Genomic DNA, 19,646 nt, shown 5'->3' on the forward strand with positions numbered 1-19,646 from the left:
CTCGGGCCACCACCCGCCGCAGCCCGTCCCGAAGGAGACCATGCACCCCGACCACGGACCCGACCGGACCCCGCCCGCCGACGCGCCGGAGCAGCCCCGGCAGACGCGGCGCATCCTGGAACTCTTCCGCCCCTACCGGGGACGCCTGGCGATCGTCGGTCTGCTCGTCGGCGCCGCGTCGTTGGTCTCGGTCGCCACACCGTTCCTGCTGAAGGCGATCCTCGACGTCGCGATCCCCGAGGGCCGCACCGGACTGCTCACCCTGCTCGCGCTCGGCATGATCCTCAGCGCCGTCCTCACCAGCGTCTTCGGCGTGCTCCAGACCCTGATCTCCACGACCGTCGGCCAGCGCGTCATGCACGACCTGCGCACCGCCGTCTACGGCCGGCTCCAGCGCATGTCGCTCGCCTTCTTCACCCGCACCCGCACCGGCGAGGTCCAGTCCCGCATCGCCGACGACATCGGCGGCATGCAGGCCACCGTGACCTCCACGGCGACCTCCCTGGTCTCCAACCTCACCAGCGTGGTCGCCACCGTCGTCGCGATGATCGCGCTCGACTGGCGGCTGACCGCCGTGTCGCTGGTCCTGCTGCCGGTCTTCGTCTGGATCAGTCGCCGCGTCGGCAACGAGCGGAAGAAGATCACCACCCAACGCCAGAAGCAGATGGCCGCGATGGCCGCGACGGTCACCGAGTCGCTCTCCGTCAGCGGCATCCTGCTCGGCCGCACCATGGGCCGGTCCGACTCCCTGACCCGCGCCTTCTCGGACGAGTCCGAGCGCCTGGTCGACCTGGAGGTGCGGTCGAACATGGCCGGCCGCTGGCGCATGGCGGTCATCACGATCGTCATGGCCGCCATGCCGGCCGTCATCTACTGGACGGCCGGCATCGCCCTGCGGACGGGCGGCCCGGACGTCTCCATCGGCACCATCGTCGCCTTCGTGTCGCTCCAGCAGGGCCTGTTCCGCCCGGCCGTGAGTCTGCTGTCCACCGGCGTCCAGATCCAGGCCTCGCTCGCGCTCTTCCAGCGCATCTTCGAGTACCTCGACCTTCCGATCGACATCACCGAGCGAGAGGACCCGGTGCACCTCGACCGGATCAAGGGCGAGGTCCGCTTCGAGGACGTCACCTTCCGCTACGACGAGAAGAACGCCCCCGTCCTCGACGGCATCGACATCACCGTCCCACCGGGCGGCAGCCTCGCCGTCGTCGGACCGACCGGGGCCGGCAAGTCCACCCTCGGTCACCTGGTGCCCCGGCTCTACGACGTCACCGGCGGCCGGGTCACCCTCGACGGGATCGATGTCCGCGACCTCGACTTCGACACACTGGCCCGCGCGGTGGGCGTCGTCTCCCAGGAGACGTACCTCTTCCACGCCTCGGTCGCGGACAACCTGCGCTTCGCCAAACCCGGCGCCACCGACGAGGAGCTGCACGCGGCGGCGAAGGCGGCCCAGATCCACGACCACATCGCCGCCCTGCCCGACGGGTACGACACGGTGGTCGGCGAGCGCGGGCACCGTTTCTCCGGAGGTGAGAAGCAGCGTCTGGCGATCGCCCGCACCATCCTGCGCGACCCGCCGGTCCTGGTGCTCGACGAGGCCACCAGTGCCCTGGACACCCGCACCGAGGCCGCCGTCCAGAGGGCCATCGACGCGCTGTCCGCCGACCGCACCACGCTGACCATCGCCCACCGGCTGTCCACCATCCGCGGTGCCGACCAGATCGTGGTGCTCGACTCCGGCCGGGCGGTCGAACGCGGCACCCACGACGAGTTGCTGGGGCGCGACGGGCGGTACGCGGCCCTCGTCCGCCGGGACGCCCGACCGGAGCTGACAAAATGAAAATATGCCGGGTTTATGGCGACATGCGGGTTACCGTGCCCGCATGCAGATGAACACTCCGTCACGGAGCACGATTCGACTGACGCGCCGGGGCCGTCTCGCCCTCGCGGTGATCGGCGCCCTCGTGGCCGGCACCGTCGTGGCGGTTCCGCTGCTGCTGATCACGGACGACGACGGCGAGTCCCGCCCCACGACCCTGGTGGTCCCCGAGGGCTGGCGGGCGAGCCAGGTCTACGCCGCCGTCGACCAGGTCCTCGCCCTGCCCGCCGGTACCACGAGGAAGTCCCTGGGCAAGGCGGACCTGAAGCTGCCGGACGAGGCCGGGGGGAATCCGGAGGGCTACCTCTTCCCGGCGACCTATCCGCTGGACGAGAAGGCGACCCCGGAGAAACTGCTGTCCCGGATGGTCGCCACCGCCAACCGGAAGTTCAACGGAGCCCCGGTCGCCGCCGGTGCGCAGCGCAACGCGATGAACGTCTACCAGGCCGTCACCGTGGCGAGCATCGTCCAGGCGGAGACGGCCGCCAAGGCGGACATGGGCAAGGTGGCCCGGGTCGTCTTCAACCGGCTGGAACGCGGGATGCCGCTGCAGATGGACTCGACCGTGAACTACGCCCTGGGCCGCTCGGCGGCGCGCACGACGGAGGCCGACACCAGGATCGACAGCCCCTACAACTCCTATCAGCGCATGGGGCTCCCGCCGACCCCGATCGACAACCCCGGCGAGGACGCGGTGCGCGCCGCGGTCAACCCGACCCCGGGCGACTGGCTGTACTTCGTCACGGTCGAGCCGGGCGACACCCGCTTCACCGCCGACTACGCGGAACACCAGCGCAACGTCGCCGAGTTCAACGCCCGGCAGAAGAAGACGACCGCCCGGCCGCAGCGGTGAGCAGGCGGCCCGGCCGTCACACCGCGGCCGGTTCCCGTGCCAGCAGCCGCCTGATGTCCCGCACCGCCGCCCGTCCCGCCCGGTTGGCGCCGACGGTGCTGGCCGACGGGCCGTAGCCGACCAGGTGGACGCGCGGGTCGGCGACCGCGCGTGTGCCCTCGACCCGGATGCCGCCGCCCGGTTCCCGCAGCCGCAGCGGGGCGAGATGGTCCACGGCGGGCCGGAAGCCGGTGGCCCACAGGATGACGTCGGCCCTCACCCGCCGCCCTCCCCCGGACTCCCGGCCGTGCTCGGGCAGGGGGGACTCCCCTGCCCACTCCACGCCGTCGGGCGTGATCCGGTCGAACATGGGCAGCCGGTCGAGTACGCCGTCCGCGAGCCCCCGCCGGATCGCGTCGTCGAGCGGCAGCCCCGTCACCGAGACGACACTGCGCGGCGGCAGCCCCTGCCGCACCCGTTCCTCGACGAGGGCCACGGCCGCCCGCCCGGCCTCCTCGTCGAAGGGCCCCTCCCGGAAGACCGGGGGCCGCCGGGTCACCCACGTGGTGGCCGCCGCGTACGGAGCGATCTCCAGCAGGTGCTGGGTGCCCGAGGCGCCACCGCCCACCACGACCACCCGCTGCCCGGCGAACGCCTCGGGCCCCGGATACTGCGCGGTGTGCAACTGCCGCCCCCGGAAGGTCTCCTGGCCCGGATAGCGTGGCCAGAACGGCCGGTCCCAGGTCCCGGTGGCGTTGATCAGCGCGCGCGTCGCCCAGGTGCCGTCCGAGGTCTCCACCAGCAGGCGTCCGCCGGACCCCTCCCGCACGGCCCGCACGTCCACCGGGCGCCGTACCCGCAGGTCGAAGGTCCGCTCGTAGCGGTCGAAGTACTCGCCGATCACCTCGGAGGAGGCCCGCGCCGGATCGGCGTCCGTGAGCTCCATGCCGGGCAGCGCGTGCATCCCGTGCACCCTGCCGTACGTCAGTGAGGGCCACCGGAACTGCCAGGCGCCGCCGGGGCCGGGGGAGTGGTCCAGCACCACGAAGTCGCGGTCCGGCTCGAACCCGGCCCGCCGCAGATGATAGGCGCCGGCCAGTCCGGCCTGCCCGGCGCCCGTGACGACCACCTCGACCTCGCGCACATTGTTCACGCTTCTACCAACAGTGCGGAGGCCGTGGATCTTCCCGCCCCCGCTGCCGTGCGAAGCCCGGTGGATGGGCCAGGATGGAGCACATGTCCGATGCCTTCACCACCCGAGTCCTCACCGTCGCCACCGGATCCGCCGAGAGGGTCGTCGACATCACCGGCGACTGCGCGTCCTTCCTGCGGGAGGCGGCGGCCGGCCGCGACGGCCTGCTCAACGTCTTCGTGCCGCACGCCACGGCCGGCATCGCCGTCATCGAGACCGGCGCGGGCAGCGACGACGACCTCCTGTCCGCCCTGCACACCCTGCTCCCCGCCGACGACCGCTGGCAGCACCGCCACGGCAGCCCCGGCCACGGCCGCGACCACGTCCTGCCCGCCTTCGTCCCGCCCCACGCGACCCTGCCGGTGCTGGGCGGACGTCTGGAACTGGGCACCTGGCAGTCGGTGTGCCTGGTCGACACCAACAAGGACAACCCCGACCGGCAGGTGCGTCTGTCGTTCCTCGGCTGACCAAGATCGTTCAGCTGGGGCGTGCCGCCGATTCTCCGTACCATGCGCGCTCGAACGGAGAGAAGAAATGCGCGGTACGGACCTCAACGCGGTCGAACGTCCCTACAGCGGATGCGGCACGTGCCTGCTCGGAGTGCGGCGGCTGTCGCGCGTGAAACCGGCGACGTCTTCGCCTGAGCGCCAGCGCGAGAACGTGCTCACTGCCGCCGTCTCCGTCGGGGCGCACATCATCGGCTGGGCGGACGACCGGGAGGTCTCCGGCGCCACGGATCCCGTGACCCGCCCGAGCCTGGGCCCGTGGCTCCGTGACGAGAGGGGCCCGTACGACGCCTTGGTCGCGGCAGCGGTGGACCGACCGGCTCGGCCGCAATGTCGTCGACTGCCTGAACACCGGCTACAAGATGCGGGACGAGAAGAAGATGCTCGTCACGTACGGGCACCACGGAGCATGGGATCTCGATGACTTTACGAGCCCCACAGGATCACACCATGTGTGCGGGTTGTCGACATAGGTCGCAGGGTTGGACGCGGGCCCGAGCCCGAGCGGGGCGGGGGGCCTCGCGCCGTATGGTGCCGATCACCCGCTCGCAGTGGGCGTTCATCCGAGGGGCCTGCGGCGCGCTTTTGAGGATCGCGATCTCCTCGGCCTCGAAGACAGCATCGAACGACTGGCCTTACCTGCCGTCGCGGTCACGCAGCAGGAAGCGTAGGGACCCCATACGCGTGCCCAGGTCGGCGGCGAGGTTCCGGGCCTCAGAACTCGTGCACGACCACCCAGTAGTCGTCGTCCTCCACCGTGGAGGCACACAGATGACGTCCGTCCACCGAGACGGCGATGAACTCGGGGGCGCCCGTCGCGGCGGCGACACGCGAGGGAAGGTTCTCGCCGACCCGGTCCCTCACCCGCACCCAGCCGACCTTGCTCCCGCCGGATCCAGGGGGCAGGACCAGGAAATCGCCGCTCTCCATGAACAAGCGCGCAGGCTCGGCCCGCCGGTGCCACTCCCTGCTCAGCTTCTCCAGGGCCTGAGGGTCCGAGTCGGAGACCTCGGCCGACGGCCGGACCTCGACCCCGTTCACCGCGTAGAGCGCGGCATTGACGGGAGGTCCGTCGTGCGTCTGATCCTCCACGATCTCGAGACCGCAGTTCTCAAAGATCTCCAGCCAGTGTGGCGTCAGCCGGTCGTTCATACTGCTTACCCTCCGTCGGTTCGCCGGGTTCAGCCGCCCGAATAGAAAAGGTGATGATCACCGCCTGGCTTGTTTATCTTGGCATATCTCTCCATGGACTCCGGATAGCCGACGGTGCCGTCCGGCCGTTGGATCTGTGTGTTGTCCCAGCCGAAGTTGACCAGGCTTCGAGTGTCGTCGTTCTTCGGTTTGCCGGCGTGGAAGTGCGGGCCCGCCGGATCGTGGGTGTGCTCGACCACCACGCGCGAGCCGTTGTCCGTCTCGAACTGGCGGAAGTGACCCCAGTGGGCCGGGTCGGACGAATAGATGTACCCGGGGGCGTGCTTGAGGTGCCGATCCCCGGTCACGGTCCATTCGGCGATCGGTTCCTCGCCGTACCGCACGCCGGCGAGTTCGTAGGCGGCCCGCTCCGCGTCGGCACGGTGGTCGAACGGGTTGCCTCGCTCGCCGCGCGGATAAGGACTGAGCCCGAGCGGATCGGACCAGGTGTGGGGGTTACGTACGTAGGTGACGGGGTTGGGCGCGGGAGCGAGACCGAGGGGGTCGGGCGTGATGTAGCGGGCTGTCTCGGGATCGTAGTGACGGAACAGGTTGTAGTGGAGGCCGGTCTCGGAGTCGTAGTACTGGCCGGGAAAGCGCAGCGGAGTGTAGGCCTTGCTGTCTCTCGCCCAGGCAGTGGTGCCCCACAGGGTGGCCCGCTTGCGCCACGCGACGGCGCCGTCCTCGTCGATCAGCTCGGTGGGCGTGCCGACCAGATCGGTGGCGATGGCGAAGAACCGACGGTCGATCTCTTCCTGGCGGGTGCCCGCACCGAGGACGCGCTCGGTCTGGGACAGGGGAACACCGGAGCGGTGGTCCCAGGTGAGGGCGACCGTGGTTCGGAGGTCAGCCTGGAAGATGGCCTCTTCGCAGAGCGTCATCCCGTCCCACGAGAACCGGATCTCCTCGGCCACCGTCCCGCCGTCGTCGGCCAGCCGCTGTTTGGCGATGCGACGGCCCAGCGCGTCGTACCGGTATCGCCAGTGGGTTCCGTCCGGAGTGACGACCGAGGTGAGGCGGTTCTCCGCGTCCCAGGTGTAGCGCCAGGTGTCCGGGCGCCGGGACGGGCGCCGCTTCTGGCGGAGGGTGATGCGGCCGAGCACGTCGTGCTCGAAGCGGACGGCTCCGGCACGGAGGATCGCCGAGCCGGCGTAGGTCCGCTGTCCGATCGCCTCGCTCCCCGGATGGGAGACGGGCCAGATGGCCTCCACCTGGTTGCCGCTCGCGTCGTACACGTACCGCTCGGACCAGTTCTGCGCCCGGACGCCGACGACCTGGCCGACGGCATCCAGGTCGAAGGAACGGTTTCCGGCCAACTGGTCGTCGACCGCGCTGAGATAGCCGTCCGGGCGGTAGGTGTAGGCACGCCGGTTGAGTGTCCGGCCGCCGACGCTCACGTGTTCGGCGGCAAGACGACCGGCCGCGTCCCAGGCGGAGGTGATGGTGAGAGCGCCCTCGATGTCACCGAAGACCCGGGCCGTTTCACGGCCCGCGACGTCGTGGGTGAAGAAGACCGAGTTCCGGCCGGTGGTCAGTCGTCCGGGGCGGCCGCCCGTGTCGTATCCGTAGGTGGTGACATGCCCGGTGGGCGTGATGCGGCGGGTCCTGCGTCCCACGGCGTCGTAGGCGTAGCTCATGGTGCGGCCGTCGACGATCTCGGCCTTGAGCCGGCCACGACGGTCGTACACGCAGAGCAGTTCACTGTCCGGCCCCGTCGCACGCAGAAGGCGTCCGGCCGGGTCGTACTCGTAGGTGGTGACCTTCCCCGCGGCGTCCTTCCGCAGCACCCGTCCCAGCTGGTCACGTTCGAAGGTGATGGTCTGCCCGAGCGCGTCCGTGCGGGAGAGCAGCAGCCCGGCGGGGTCGAACCGATAGCGGAGCGTCCTGCCGTCGAAGTCGGTCTCCGCGGCCACGTGGCCTGCCGCGTCGTACTCGTACGTCCACCGTGCGCCCTGCGGATCAGTGACGCCGACGAGTCGGAGGTCGGCGTCGTACGCGAATGTGTACCGAGCGCCGTCGGGAGCGGTTCGGGCGGTCAGCAGATCGAAGTGGCTGTACTCGCAGCGGGAAACACCGCCGACCGGGTCGGTGTGCGTGAGCTGGTTGCCCTCCCCGTCGTAGGTCCAGGACTCGACGGTGCCGTCCGGTGCGACGCGTCGGACGAGATTCCTGTCAGCGTCCCACTCGAGGCAGGTCACCCCGCCGCCCGGGTCGGTGACACGGACCACGCTGCCCAGTGCGTCGCGCTCCAGGAGGACTTTGCCCCCTGCCGGGTCGGTGACCTGTACCGGCAGCCCCGCATCGTCGCACCGCACCGTGGTGACGGCGCCGAGTGCGTCGGTGACCGACGTCAGGCGACCTCGGGTGTCGTAGGTGAAGCGAGTCGTGCCACCGCCGGGGTCGGTGACGGAGGTGCGGTTACCGCGTTCGTCGAACTCCTGGAACCACCGCGCTCCGTCGGGTCCGACCAGTTCCGTGTGCCTCCCGAAACGCCCCGGCCTCATGGTGTGTCCGCTGCCGTCGGGGCGGACCGTCGAGACGAGACGGCCGTCCTCGTCGTAGGTGAAGGCGGTCGTTCGCCCCAGTGGGTCGGTACGACTCACGAGGTTGCCGTGGGCGTCGTAGCTGTACCGGCTGGTGTGGCCGACCGGGTCGGTGGTGGCGATCACCCGGCAGCGGCGGTCGATGAGGTGGCGGGTGGTGCGGCCGTCGGCGGTGGTGAGTGTGGTGGTGCGGTGGCCGGTCTCGGGGTCGGGTTCGGTGTAGGCGAGGGTGATCTGGACGTGGCCGGCTTCGCCGCCTTCGGCGACGACGCGGTCGCGGTCGTCGTAGGCGTAGTCGTAGCGGCGGCCGTTGGAGTCGATCCAGGCGGTGACGCGGCGGCGGTCGTCGTAGACGAAGGTGGTGGTGGCGCCGGAGGGTCTGGTGACGGCGGTGAGGTCGCCGTCCTGGTAGCCGTAGGCCATCAGCGGCAGGTCGGTGCCGCCCTCGCCCGCGCCGGCCAGGGAGAGGGCGGTGATCCGGCCGTCGGCGCAGGCCAGCTTCACCTGGTGGCCGGCCGAGTGGACCAGGGCCAGCGGCAGGCCGTCGTCGGTGCGGTCGACGGTGACGGTGTGGCCGTTGCGTTCGGTGAGGGACGTCAGCCAGGCGGTTCCGTCGCCGCCGGGTTCGGCGCCGGGCGGGGCGGCGAAGTGGCGGACCAGGCCGGTGTCGGGGTCGGTGAGCGTGTAGTCGCCGTCCGCGTCGCGGGCCAGCAGGGTGCGGGCCGGGCCGGACTCTGGACGGGCGGGGGCGCCGGGGACCGGGTGCGGATAGGTGATCAGCAGGCCGTCGGCGCCGACGTGGACGACGCCGACCGGATCGACCTCCAGGCGCTCGTCGACGGTGGACGTCCAGGACGGCCCCAGGAAGCGGCCGGCCGCGCAGCCGGACTCGGTGCGCCGGGTGAACACCAGCGGCAGGACGCCGGGGATCTCCACGTCGGTCTGCGGCAGGAACATGCGGCCCGAGGCGAGGTCGACGGGGTCGGTGCCGTCGGTGGTGCGGGTGCCGTCGGGGCGGCCGTGGGTGCCGTCGGGGGCGTTGTCGACCAGGTTGCGGGCCCGCGCGGCGTCGGCGGCGTCCGCGGCGATGCGCACGCCCTTGACCGCGGCGCCGCCCCCGCCGGTGGCCGCGGTCAGCGCGAGGTCGGGGACGAGCCGGCCGAAGCCCTCGTAGGGGTCCTTCATGAAGTCGCTGACCATCTGCCTGCCGGTGCCCACCGGGTCGTTGGCGGCCAGCACCAGGCCGGAGGCCAGGCTGTTGAGGTTCGTCGCGTACTCGGCGGGGTGGGTGATGTTGTACGGGTCCAGCGGGTTGATCCCCCGCACGAAGTTCACCAGTCCCGCGGTGCCCTTGACGATCCCGCCGCCGACGTGGTCGCCCATGATCTGCAGCTCCTGCAGACCCTGCCCCGCCTGCTGCGCGTACGAAGGCTTCTCCGGGGCCAGGTCCCGCGCCGCGCGGACGGCGCTGCGGGCGGTCTCCGCGGCCGTGTTGCGCTGCTCGCGGGCGTCGGCGAGGATCTCCTGCGCCTCCTGCATCAGCTTCTTGCCCGGATCGTCGAACGTCGGCGCCGGGCAGGGCGGCAGCGTGGACGGGTCGCGCCGGTCGGCGGGCTGGGCGTTGTAGCGCTCGACGGCCCTGTTGTAGCCGTCGATCTTCTCGCGGTGGGCGTCGGCGGCGTCCTCGGACGCCTTGACCCCGTCCTTCCACTTCTCGATCGCCGTCTGCGCCTGCCCCTGCGCCCACGTCACCGTTCCGGCGAACGCCTCCAGCGCGGCGGCCGCCTTCTCACAGGCGTCGGCGCCCGTGAACCACTTGGGCGGCTGCGTGCTCACCGCCTTGCGCAGCGCCTCGGCCGCCTTGCCCTTGAGCTGCGAGGAGTCCAGGCCCTTCAGGCCCTCGCCGGCGTCGTCGAACGCCTTCTGGAAGGCGCGGAGTTTCTCGGCGGTGGAACGGATCTTCTCCGCATTGCCGTACACCAGCTTGGTCTTGTCCTCGGTCTGCCCGAGGTCCATCTCGTCGACCTCGGCGCCCATCCGGTTCGCGACCGAACGCGACTGCTCGCGCACCCAGTCCGCGCCGGACTCCCAGCCGACGTCGTCCAGCCGGTCCGCGGTCCAATTGCCCGCGCCCTCGACCCGGTCGCCGAGCCACTCGGTACCGTCCTCGACCGCCTCCTCCACCGAGTCCGGCGTGATGTCCTTGATGAAGTCGCCGATACCCACGCTCAGTCACCCCCGCGCTCGCCGCTCTGCTGTTGCTGCTGGGCGCGTTCCTCCGGCGACGGCCCGAAGACGTTGTCCAGTGCCTGCTCACGCAGTTCCGGTGTGACGCCGACCGCGTCGTCGATCCTCGACGTCAGATCACCGACCTGCCCCTCGGTGAGAACGGTGCGCCCGGTGTCCTTCCAGGTCTGCTCGATGTCCTGGCCGGCCTGCTCCCACGACTCCTTGCTCCAGTCCGGATCCAGGTAGTCGGGCTTGAACACCTCGCCCCAGCCCTGCCGGGTGATCTCCTCCTCGGAGGCGTGCGGATTGCCGCCCGCCAGGGAGTTGACCCCCACCTTCAGCGCCCCCTCGACGTACTGGTCGTGCTCCCACTGCGTGCCGGCCGCCAGACCGAGACGGTTCGCGATCTGACTGGCGTCGTGCACCAGGGCGCGCACGCCCCACTCCCACCGCTCGCAGAAGTCCTCGAAGTCGACCGACAGACCGTGGTGCCCGGCCTCCATCCCGGTCATCGACAGCTGGGAGAAGCCCTTGCCCATCACCGAACCGGTCGCGCCGCCCAACTCGCCCAGCCCGTCGATGGTGGCGCCCACCCCCTTGGTGAACTTCGCGACCGACGCCCTGTCGAAACTCAGGCCCAGCCCGTCACCGCCCATGACCGCGCTCCTCCCCGGCCGTCCCGGTGTCGACGGCGGCCCCGTCCGGAACGATCCCGGTGACCGGCGGGAAGAACATCGACCCGTCCTCGGTGGCGATGTCCACGGCGAGGCCGGCGGGCTCCCCCAGGCCCGGCACGACCTCGTCCACGATGCGCGCGCCCAGCAGCGCGGCGTACTCCACCGGCCGCTCCCCCGGACCGTGGCGAAGCGCGAACCGGGCCAGCGCCGTCTCGTCCGTGAAGGCGCACACCCATCGCACACCGCCCGAACGCGCGCTCCACAGGCGCCCGTCGACGGACGGGACCAGCAGCACCGTCCTGCGCATCTCGCCGACCAGCGCCCGCGGATCCCCGACGCCCGCCCGCCGCTCGGCGATCCGCTCGGCGAATACCGTTCTTGCCCGCTCCACGACCCCTCCCACCTCCTGGATCACTACCGGCACCCTAGAAGAGGACGTATGTTCGGAAGGGATGGTTCGCGTCTATGATCGAAGTTGTCTTGACGGAGGTTGGCGGACACGAACAAGGACAACCCCGACCGGCAGGTGCGTCTGTCGTTTCTGGGGTAGCGGCAGGTACAGGGGGACTGCAGGCGGGAATTCCGGCTGGACCGAGCGATGTCCCCCGGAGCGGCTCCGCGGATCCTCACCACGGCGCTCGTACTGAGCGTTTCCGACCTGCCCTTTCGCGAGTGAGGTTCGCTTTTGTGCGATCACGAGGAGGGCGTGGAGCGCGGCGGTAAGCGGTTCGGGCTGATCCGCAACGGGGCGAGCACCCGCCGGCGCCCGCTGCGTGGGAACGACGGCGCCGCGCTCCGCCGGGGCACCCTGGCAGTGCGGGCCGTGACCGCCCGGTGATCACCCTCCGGGACCGGACACCCGGCCCGAGCCGGACGGGCCTTCGCCCCGCTCCACGAAACGGGCGAGCTGCGCCAGCGCCGCCCGTACGCCCGCCTCGTTGTCGGCGGCGGGCACCGCGTCGGGGACGCCCTCGTGGACGATCAGCACGTCCGTGCCGCCACCGGCGTCGGTGAGCGTGGTCGTCATGGTCATGGTGCCGAGCAGGGCCGGATCCCGGGTCTCGAACGCCATGACCTCCACGACCACCTCCTCCGGCACCAGCCGTGCGAAGTGGCCGTGGTAGGTGTCGGTGTGCGCGGCCGACTTGCCCTCCGCGCCCGGCGCGTCGTAGGCGAGCGAGACGCGGAACGCGCCGCCCTCGCGCGCCTCGAACGCGTGCACCTCACCGCGCATGCCGGGCGGCACCCGCCACCGCGTGATCGCGTCCGCGTCCACCAGCGCCCGGTAGACGGCCGGCCGGGGCGCGTTCACATGACCGGAAGCCCGCGTCGTGTACATGGACCCACCCTGTCCCGCCCCGCCGGTGACCGTCCACCGGCGGCACCGCTCACCCCACGGCGCGGACCACGGTGACCGGGCAGTCGGCGTGGTACAGCAGCGCCTGGCTGACCGAACCGAGCAGCATCCCGGTGAAGCCGCCGTGGCCGCGTGCCCCGGCCACCACCAGCTGGGCCCCCCGGCTCGCGTCGAGCAGCGCGTGCCGCACCCGGGCACGTTCCAGCCGCGGCTCCACGGCGGCCCGCGGATACGCGGCCCGCCACGGGGCCACCGCCTCCTCCAGCAGGCGCCGGTGCCGGTCGCGGAGCCGGTCGAGATCCACCACGACGTTCAGCGGATCGGCCGGGCCCTCGTACGGCGTCGGCTCGCTCCAGGTGTTCCACACGTGCATCGCGACCAGCGGGGCCCCGCGCAGCGCGGCCTCGGCGAAGGCGAAGGCCGCCGCCGCGTTCCCGGCCGGCGAGCCGTCCACGGCGAGCAGCACGGGCCCCCGCGGGTCGGCGCGCCCGCGGACCACCATCAGCGGTCCGTGCCCGTGCGCGGCCAGCTGCACCACCGTCGAGCCCAGCAGCAGACCCCCGAACCCGCCGCGGCCCCGCCCGCCGACCACCGTCAGCACCGCGTGCCGCGACTCGCTGCGCAACACCGTCAGCGTCTCACCGGAGGCCACGGTCCGGGCGACCTCCAGCCCGGGCGCCAGCTCATGGGCGCGCCGCTCGGACCGCGCCAGCACACCGTGGATCATCGGATCCAGGTCGGCGGGGCGGCTGAAGGCGTGCACGATCCGCAGCCCTGCGCCGCGCAACCGCGCCTCACCGACCGCGACGTCGACCGCGGCGAGGCTGGCCGGCGAACCGTCCACTCCCACGATCACCGTGTCGTCCACTGCACACTCCCGTCCCGGCGGGGCTTTCGGGTACCCCCGCCGGGCGGCTCGTACGCGCCACCGCCACGCCCTTCAGGGACGGTCCCGACCTGCGGCGATACGGCAGACCCGGGCATTCTCGGCGCCGACACGCCCGATGTCCGTCCGTGACGGCACCCATGTCCCGGCCGAATGGCGGGATGGCACCATTGCTGCCGTGGGGGTGGATCACCTGTGCGACGCGAGGGCCCCTCCGGTACCGACACGCACTGCGGTACCGACGCGTCGGACGACATCGGAAGACATCGGAAGACATCGGGAAGGGGACGGGCTGTGCCTGCTCCACGGATGAGCGCGACGCCGCTGCCGGGCATCGGCGTGAAATACGACCTCACCACGCGTGAGCACCAGCACCTGTCCGTGATCGCGCACCGGGACGGCGCCCGCACGGTCAACGTCTACCGCTCCGACGATCCGGACGCCTGCGCGCAGTCGCTGCGCCTGAACGTCGCCGAGTCGGCCGCGCTGATCGACGCGCTGATGCCCGCCCACCACAGTCCCAACCTGCTGCACACCACCGACCTCGGGCTGGTGGCCGAGCGCATCGAGCTGTCCTCGGTCTCGCACTGGAACGGCCGGCTGCTGGGCGAGACCCGGATGCGCGCCGACACCGGCGCGTCGATCGTGGCGGTGCTGCGGCGGGCCGAGGCGATCCCGTCCCCCGCGCCGGACTTCCGGCTGGCAGGCGGGGACACCCTGATCGTGATCGGCACCCGTGAGGGCATCGAGGCCGCCGCCGAGATCCTCGGTCGGGAGTGAGCGCGTGCACTCCTCCGCGACCTTCCTGATCGAGTTCGGCGCGATCATCCTCGGACTGGGCCTGCTCGGACGCCTCGCCGGACGACTGCAGTTCTCCCCGATCCCCCTTTACCTGCTGGCCGGCCTGGCCTTCGGCGAGGGCGGGCTGCTGCCGCTCGGCGCGAGCGAGGAGTTCGTGGCGATCGGTGCCGAGATCGGCGTCATCCTGCTGCTGCTCATGCTCGGCCTGGAGTACACGGCCAGCGACCTCGTCTCCAACCTCAAGACCCAGTACCCGGCCGGCCTCGTGGACATGGCGCTGAACGCCCTGCCCGGCGCCCTCCTGGCCCTGCTGCTCGGCTGGGGGCCGGTCGCCGTCGTGGTGCTGGCCGGGGTCACCTGGATCTCGTCCTCCGGCGTCATCGCCAAGGTCCTCGGCGACCTCGGACGGCTCGGCAACCGCGAGACGCCGGTGATCCTCAGCATCCTGGTGCTCGAGGACCTGGCGATGGCGGTCTACCTGCCGATCATCACCGCCCTGCTGGCCGGCGTCAGCCTCGCCGCCGGCAGCGTCACGCTGGCCATCGCGCTGGGCGTCGCGGGACTCGTCCTGTTCGTCGCCGTCCGCTACGGGCGGGTGCTCTCCCGGTTCGTCTCCAGCGACGACCCGGAGAAGCTGCTGCTGGTCGTGCTGGGACTGACCCTGCTGGTCGCGGGGCTGGCCCAGCAGCTGCAGGTGTCGGCGGCCGTGGGCGCGTTCCTGGTCGGCATCGCCCTGTCCGGCGAGGTCGCCGAGGGGGCGCACAACCTGCTGGCACCGCTGCGGGACCTGTTCGCCGCGGTGTTCTTCGTCTTCTTCGGACTGCACACCGACCCCGAGTCCATCCCGCCGGTGATCCTCCCGGCCTTCGCGCTCGCCGTCGTCACCGCACTGACGAAGATCGCCACCGGGTACTGGGCCGCCCGCCGGGCCGGTATCTCCTCCAAGGGCCGCTGGCGCGCGGGCGGCACCCTGGTCGCCCGGGGCGAGTTCTCCATCGTCATCGCCGGACTCGCGGTCACCGCCGGCATCGAACCGGACCTCGGCCCGCTGGCCACCGCCTACGTCCTGGTCCTGGTCGTCCTCGGCCCGCTCACGGCCCGCTGCACCGAGCCCTTCGCCCTGTGGCTGACCGGCCGTCGCACCGCCCCCGCGGGCACTCCGCCCGAGCACGGTGCGACACCGGAGGCGCGGACGCTGGAGCCGGTGGACGACGGCGGCCCGGAACGCTGATCCCGTCCGGGGAGCCGCGTCACCGGACCGCCGCGACGCACCTCAGTCCTCCAGCCGCACCGGCATCAGCAGGGAGAACGTGTGCTCGTCGTCCGGCCGGCGGACCGCGAGGGGCGCCGTGGGCGTACCGACCTCGAGGATCAGCCGGTCGCGGCCGCCCGCGGCGAGCGCGTCCAGCAGGAACGCGCGGTTGACGGCGACGAGGTCCCGGCCGCCGGCGCCGTCCCCGGCGAGGGAGACCGAGCCGTCCTCCGACACCTCCAGCACGCTGACGTCACGGGCCGCCTCGTCCCGCCCGCCGCCCTCGCCCGCGCGGACGGGACCGGTGCGCACCGCCTCCCGGAACGCCGGCACGTCCACCAGGGCGCGCCGTCCGGCCGGGAGGCGGACGAGGCGCCGGTAGTCGGGGAAGTCGTGGCCGAGGCGCCGGCCGGACGTCTGCCGGTCCCCTGCCTCCAGGGTGACGCGGTCACCGTCCAGGGTGAGCCGGGCGTGCTCCTCGCCGTCCAGCAGTGCCCGCGTCGCGTCGGCGAGCGCGAGCGGCACGGTGACCTGGACCCGCGGCCCGCCGTGCCCGTCGGCGGCGGTGCGCGCGACGGCCATCCGGTACCGGTCGGTGGCCACGAGACGCAGCGCGTCGCCCTCGACGTCGAACAGGATCCCGCCGAGCATCGGCAGTTCGGGGTCGGTGCCGGCCGCGAAACGGACCGCGTCCAGCGCGGCGGCCAGCTCGGGGGCGGGGACGGACAGCCGGACCACAACGTCGGTACGGGGTGCGGTCATGGGGTTCTCCCTGAGATCGAGTAGGGCTCCGAGCGTAGAGAACTCCGTACGGGCATCGGACAGCCCCTGTTCCAGACGGCGCAGGTGCGCCTCCAGGAGCCGGCGTACGAGGGCGGTGTCGGCGCCGGCCCAGCCGGCCAGCACCAGCCGGACGTCCGCCAGCGGCATCCCGGCCCGGCGCAGCCGGGCCAGCAGCCGGGCCTCGCCGACCTGCCCGGGGGCGTACCAGCGGTAACCGCTGACCGGATCCACCCGGTCGGGCACCAGGACACCGGCACGGTCGTAGAACCGCAGGGCGCTCACGCCCAGCCCGCTGTCCCGGGCCATCTCACCGATGCTGCGCATTCCGCTCTCCACGCCCGCAACCCTGATCCCTCGACAAGGTCGAGGGTCAATCCCGGTGCCGGCGCGACGGCCGGGCACCGCGCGGGGGCGGACTCACCAGCCGTCCGGCCCCGCCGCGTCCGCGCCGGCCGGGGCCAGTACGGCGAGCGTCCCGGTCGCCTTGCGCAGGGCCAGTTCCAGCGGGCCCGGGGCGTGCAGGGTGCCGGTGCCGTCCGGCGGGACGAGCCACTCCAGGCGGCCGGCCGGCCGGTACGGCGGCGGTACGGCGACCCAGGAGCCCCGGCCGACGTGCCGCACCCCGCATCCGATCCACTCGTTGACCGGGTCGGGCGGCAGGAAGAACCCCACTCTGCGGGCCGTGACGTCCACCAGGGTGGGCCCCGGCACCTTCAGGGGATCGCGCCACAGGATGTCCAGGGCGAGCAGACCGAGGCGGTCGGGCACGCTGAGCACGTCCCAGTACCGGCCCGCCGCGAGCAGCGCCGTCCCCTTGCCGTAGTCCCACTCGCGCTTGCACTCCTGCGGGTCCGTGGCCGCAGCGGCCAGCCACTCGACGGCCTGCTTCCACATCAAGCTGTGCATGTCCCCACCCCGGGCACGGTCGGCTGCGCCGCTGTGGGCGCGTGCGGTACGGCCATGCTGGTGGATATTTCCGACCACCGGAAGGGTGGCGCGGCCTGGCGTTCTCCTCCGGCGGACAACGCCCGGCCGGGCCGGGCCGGGGACTCGACCCGGGTCAGTCGCCGTGCTGCGCCCGCTCCGCGTCCCGCTGCTTGAGGCGCGCCGCTTCCTTGCGGACTCCGGCCTGGATGGCGCGTTCCCGCTCCAGCCATTCGGGACGCTCCTGCTTCAGCGCCTCGATCCGCTCCGTGGTGAGCGGCTCGGTGACGCCGCCGCGGGCGAGACCGGCGATGGAGACGCCCAGCTTCGCCGCGACCACCGGGCGGGGGTGCGGCCCGTCGCGCCGCAGGTCCCGCAGCCACTGCGGCGGATCCGCCTGGAGCGCGCTCAGCTCGGCGCGTGAGACGGCGCCCTCCCGGAACTCGGCGGGGGTGGCCTCGAGGTACACACCCAGCTTCTTGGCCGCGGTCGCGGGCTTCATGGTCTGGGTGTTCTGGTGCGACGTCATGGGGTCCAGGGTATCGAGCGTGTGCGCGACCACCGACCACGGCCGGTAACCTGGCCAGGTGACAGGCTCGGAAGTGTCCCCCGCGTTCCGGCTCGCGTACGTCCCCGGCGTGATGCCCGGCAAATGGGTGCGCATCTGGAACGAGCGGCTGCCCGGCGTCCCGCTGACCCTCACGCAGGTGCCCGCCGCGACGGCACAGGGGCTGCTGACGGGCGGGGACGCCGACGCGGGCCTCGTCCGGCTGCCCGTCGACCGTACGGTCCTCAGCGCGATCCCGCTCTACACCGAGCAGACGGTCGTCGTGGTGCCCCGGGACCATGTCGTCACGGCGGTCGACGCGGTGTCCCCCGGGGACCTGGCCGACGAGATCGTGCTGCACCCCCTCGACGACGTCCTCGGCTGGGAGAACCCGCCCGGACGGCCCGCCCTCGAACGCCCCGCCACCACGGCCGACGCCGTCGAGCTCGTCGCGGCCGGGATCGGCGTGCTCGTGGTGCCGCTGTCCCTCGCCCGCCTGTACCACCGCAAGGACCTCACCCACCGGCCGCTCGAGGGGGCTGTCGAGTCGAGCGTGGCACTGGCCTGGCCCGAGGCGGCGACGACGGACCGGGTCGAGGACTTCATCGGGATCGTCCGCGGCCGGACCGTCAACAGCAGCCGCGGCCGCAGGCAGCCGCCGGACGGGGACAAGCGCGAGCGGGCCGACCGCACGGGCGTCCGCCGGCAGCAGCCGGCCGGCGGGTCGAGCGGTCGCGGCCGCCGGGGAGCCGCCGGCGGGGCGGCGAAGAAGCCGCGGCGGGGCAGGCCCCGTCGCGGGTCGTGACCGTGCGGGAGGGTCGCCCTATCCGATCGTCGGCGACGGCGACGGCGCCGGAGAGGCCGTGTTCAGGTCCTCCAGCCCCTCGGGGATCTTCAGCACGAGGACCGGCGCGCCCGCCTGCGGTGCCGGCGGGGTCACCTGCTCCTGCGGCATCTTGGGCGGGCTGGTCTGCTGGAAGTTGACCTGCTCGTGATTGACCAGCCCCGTCTTCTCCAGCACCGTGATGTGGTCGAGCACCGTGTCGTTGGCCTGGTCGGCCAGCTGCCGCACCAGGGTGTTCCTGGTGTTGGCCCGGATCTTGGCGATGGCCGGGAAGATCTGGCCGTGGGTCACCCGCATGATGTTCACCGCCGTGGAGTCGAACTCCTTGCCGGTGGAGGACTGCACGGTCGCGACGAACCCCTGCTGCTGGGGTGAGGCCTGGTTCGGCAGGGTGATGCCCAGTTCGAGGGCGAGCTTGCGGCAGGTGTCGTCGAGTCTGCCGTGACCGACGACCAGGTGCTCACCCGCCTCCTTCATCTCGGGGGTCGTGCCCCGCTCCATCGCCAGCAGCCCCAGCGGGTGCTCCCACAGTCCCGCCGCGCGCACCTTCACCACGAAGTCACGGTCCGCCTCGGTGAGCGGACCGTAGTTCGTGTTGGCCACCACCCGGTCCGGCTTGGTCGACGTGTTCTGTACGCCCAGCATGGTGGGATAGGCGAGCGCGGCGAGGGTGAGGATCATGGCTCCGCCCACGAACGCGGTTCCTGCCGTGCTGCGCGAGATGCGCATCGTGCCTCCTGGGATATGAACGGCCCAACAGCAGGAAGTACGGACGCAAGGCGCGGGGCAATCACCGTTCGGGAAAGAATTTTCCGCCCGTTCCAGCGGACGTGGGCAGCCGCCCGGGCCGTCCTCACCACCGTGTCGCCGTCGGCGCGGCCCAGCAGGCCGGCGGAGACCCGGGCATCCACGGTGGACCGCACCCGTGCGACCGGTTCGCCCTTGCCGGGGGGGGGTGCTCCGGCCCGGACGAGGAGGGGCCGTGCCATGGGCGCTCCTCCGTGCGGTTCGTTATGCCGAACCCTGTGCGAAAGGCCGGCCGGACGACAGGGAAGGGCCGGCCGGACGGCAGGGAGGGGGCGGAGGGGCGTCGACGGTCCGGGAGCGATACGTTGCGGACATGCGCCGCCGCGGACGGGTGGCCGCGTGGACAGCGGACCGGGCCGGGGGCGCCGAGGGTGCTCAGGGGGTCCGGAACGC

General features: G+C 72.2%; 18 protein-coding genes and 1 pseudogene. 7 read left to right on the top strand and 12 right to left on the bottom strand.

The features are described 5' to 3' along the window. The first annotated feature begins 40 nt into the window (after window positions 1-40). The gene (locus ACF07S_RS10830) at window positions 41-1,843 is read left to right on the top strand and encodes an ABC transporter ATP-binding protein (protein ID WP_391964340.1); all 1,803 of its coding nucleotides are present in this window, start codon (window positions 41-43) and stop codon (window positions 1,841-1,843) included. Between the two features lie 43 nt (window positions 1,844-1,886). Beyond that, window positions 1,887-2,735, top strand: a complete 849-nt coding sequence (mltG, locus tag ACF07S_RS10835) for an endolytic transglycosylase MltG (protein WP_391974020.1) — start codon at window positions 1,887-1,889, stop codon at window positions 2,733-2,735. A 16-nt stretch (window positions 2,736-2,751) separates the two neighbouring features. On the opposite strand, the gene ACF07S_RS10840 is transcribed toward mltG, so the two are convergent. Continuing rightward, complete coding sequence (locus ACF07S_RS10840; protein WP_391974021.1) at window positions 2,752-3,867, bottom strand: NAD(P)-binding domain-containing protein; 1,116 nt, start codon at window positions 3,865-3,867, stop codon at window positions 2,752-2,754. An 83-nt stretch (window positions 3,868-3,950) separates the two neighbouring features. Here ACF07S_RS10840 and ACF07S_RS10845 point away from each other — a divergent pair, with 83 nt between their 5' ends. Next, window positions 3,951-4,373 (top strand): YjbQ family protein, encoded by a 423-nt coding sequence (locus ACF07S_RS10845; RefSeq protein ID WP_391964179.1) that lies wholly within the window; start codon window positions 3,951-3,953, stop codon window positions 4,371-4,373. Between the two features lie 557 nt (window positions 4,374-4,930). Here the strand turns inward: ACF07S_RS10845 and ACF07S_RS10850 are convergent. The 5 genes and pseudogenes from ACF07S_RS10850 to ACF07S_RS10870 form a co-directional block, all read right to left on the bottom strand. Continuing rightward, window positions 4,931-5,155, bottom strand: a pseudogene (locus ACF07S_RS10850) (integrase); the annotation flags it as partial. Beyond that, on the bottom strand, window positions 5,127-5,564 hold the full coding sequence (locus ACF07S_RS10855; RefSeq protein WP_391974022.1) for a hypothetical protein: 438 nt from the start codon (window positions 5,562-5,564) through the stop codon (window positions 5,127-5,129). The pseudogene ACF07S_RS10850 and the gene ACF07S_RS10855, both read right to left, overlap by 29 nt. Window positions 5,565-5,593: 29 nt before the next feature. Beyond that, complete coding sequence (locus tag ACF07S_RS10860) at window positions 5,594-10,372, bottom strand: putative T7SS-secreted protein (RefSeq protein WP_391974023.1); 4,779 nt, start codon at window positions 10,370-10,372, stop codon at window positions 5,594-5,596. Between the two features lie 2 nt (window positions 10,373-10,374). Beyond that, window positions 10,375-11,031 carry a hypothetical protein gene (locus ACF07S_RS10865; RefSeq protein ID WP_391964176.1) on the bottom strand — a complete coding sequence of 219 codons (657 nt, stop codon included), beginning with the start codon at window positions 11,029-11,031 and terminating at the stop codon, window positions 10,375-10,377. After that, complete coding sequence (locus ACF07S_RS10870; protein WP_391974024.1) at window positions 11,021-11,467, bottom strand: hypothetical protein; 447 nt, start codon at window positions 11,465-11,467, stop codon at window positions 11,021-11,023. Before ACF07S_RS10870 ends, ACF07S_RS10865 begins: the two co-directional genes overlap by 11 nt. A gap of 270 nt (window positions 11,468-11,737) precedes the next feature. On the opposite strand from ACF07S_RS10870, the gene ACF07S_RS10875 reads away from it, so the two are divergent. Next, the gene (locus tag ACF07S_RS10875) at window positions 11,738-11,890 is read left to right on the top strand and encodes a hypothetical protein (RefSeq protein ID WP_391974025.1); all 153 of its coding nucleotides are present in this window, start codon (window positions 11,738-11,740) and stop codon (window positions 11,888-11,890) included. Here ACF07S_RS10875 and ACF07S_RS10880 read toward each other — a convergent pair whose 3' ends face one another. Together ACF07S_RS10880 and ACF07S_RS10885 are read right to left on the bottom strand one after the other, a co-directional pair. Next, window positions 11,891-12,391: an SRPBCC domain-containing protein gene (locus tag ACF07S_RS10880; RefSeq protein WP_391974026.1), complete on the bottom strand. Its 501-nt coding sequence runs from the start codon at window positions 12,389-12,391 to the stop codon at window positions 11,891-11,893. Window positions 12,392-12,440: 49 nt separating this feature from the next. Further along, on the bottom strand, window positions 12,441-13,277 hold the full coding sequence (locus ACF07S_RS10885) for a universal stress protein (RefSeq protein ID WP_391964172.1): 837 nt from the start codon (window positions 13,275-13,277) through the stop codon (window positions 12,441-12,443). Between the two features lie 327 nt (window positions 13,278-13,604). Between ACF07S_RS10885 and ACF07S_RS10890 the strand changes: the two genes are divergently transcribed. Further along, window positions 13,605-14,075, top strand: a complete 471-nt coding sequence (locus ACF07S_RS10890) for a cation:proton antiporter regulatory subunit (RefSeq protein ID WP_391964171.1) — start codon at window positions 13,605-13,607, stop codon at window positions 14,073-14,075. Between the two features lie 4 nt (window positions 14,076-14,079). Beyond that, the gene (locus ACF07S_RS10895) at window positions 14,080-15,327 is read left to right on the top strand and encodes a cation:proton antiporter (protein ID WP_391964170.1); all 1,248 of its coding nucleotides are present in this window, start codon (window positions 14,080-14,082) and stop codon (window positions 15,325-15,327) included. 42 nt (window positions 15,328-15,369) lie between these two features. Here ACF07S_RS10895 and ACF07S_RS10900 read toward each other — a convergent pair whose 3' ends face one another. The 3 genes from ACF07S_RS10900 to ACF07S_RS10910 all read right to left on the bottom strand — a co-directional run bounded on the left by ACF07S_RS10900 (window position 15,370) and on the right by ACF07S_RS10910 (window position 17,584). After that, window positions 15,370-16,455: a MerR family transcriptional regulator gene (locus ACF07S_RS10900; protein ID WP_391974027.1), complete on the bottom strand. Its 1,086-nt coding sequence runs from the start codon at window positions 16,453-16,455 to the stop codon at window positions 15,370-15,372. Between the two features lie 93 nt (window positions 16,456-16,548). Next, on the bottom strand, window positions 16,549-17,037 hold the full coding sequence (locus ACF07S_RS10905; protein ID WP_391964168.1) for a hypothetical protein: 489 nt from the start codon (window positions 17,035-17,037) through the stop codon (window positions 16,549-16,551). Between the two features lie 154 nt (window positions 17,038-17,191). After that, window positions 17,192-17,584, bottom strand: a complete 393-nt coding sequence (locus ACF07S_RS10910; RefSeq protein WP_391964167.1) for a DUF5997 family protein — start codon at window positions 17,582-17,584, stop codon at window positions 17,192-17,194. A gap of 58 nt (window positions 17,585-17,642) precedes the next feature. On the opposite strand from ACF07S_RS10910, the gene ACF07S_RS10915 reads away from it, so the two are divergent. After that, window positions 17,643-18,407, top strand: coding sequence for a LysR substrate-binding domain-containing protein (locus tag ACF07S_RS10915; protein WP_391974028.1), 765 nt, complete (start codon window positions 17,643-17,645; stop codon window positions 18,405-18,407). Window positions 18,408-18,425: 18 nt separating this feature from the next. Here ACF07S_RS10915 and ACF07S_RS10920 read toward each other — a convergent pair whose 3' ends face one another. Next, window positions 18,426-19,175, bottom strand: coding sequence for a DUF4142 domain-containing protein (locus ACF07S_RS10920; RefSeq protein WP_391974029.1), 750 nt, complete (start codon window positions 19,173-19,175; stop codon window positions 18,426-18,428). Between the last annotated feature and the right edge of the window lie 471 nt (window positions 19,176-19,646).

This window comes from Streptomyces sp. NPDC016640, assembly GCF_043076215.1.
Taxonomy (GTDB): domain Bacteria; phylum Actinomycetota; class Actinomycetes; order Streptomycetales; family Streptomycetaceae; genus Streptomyces.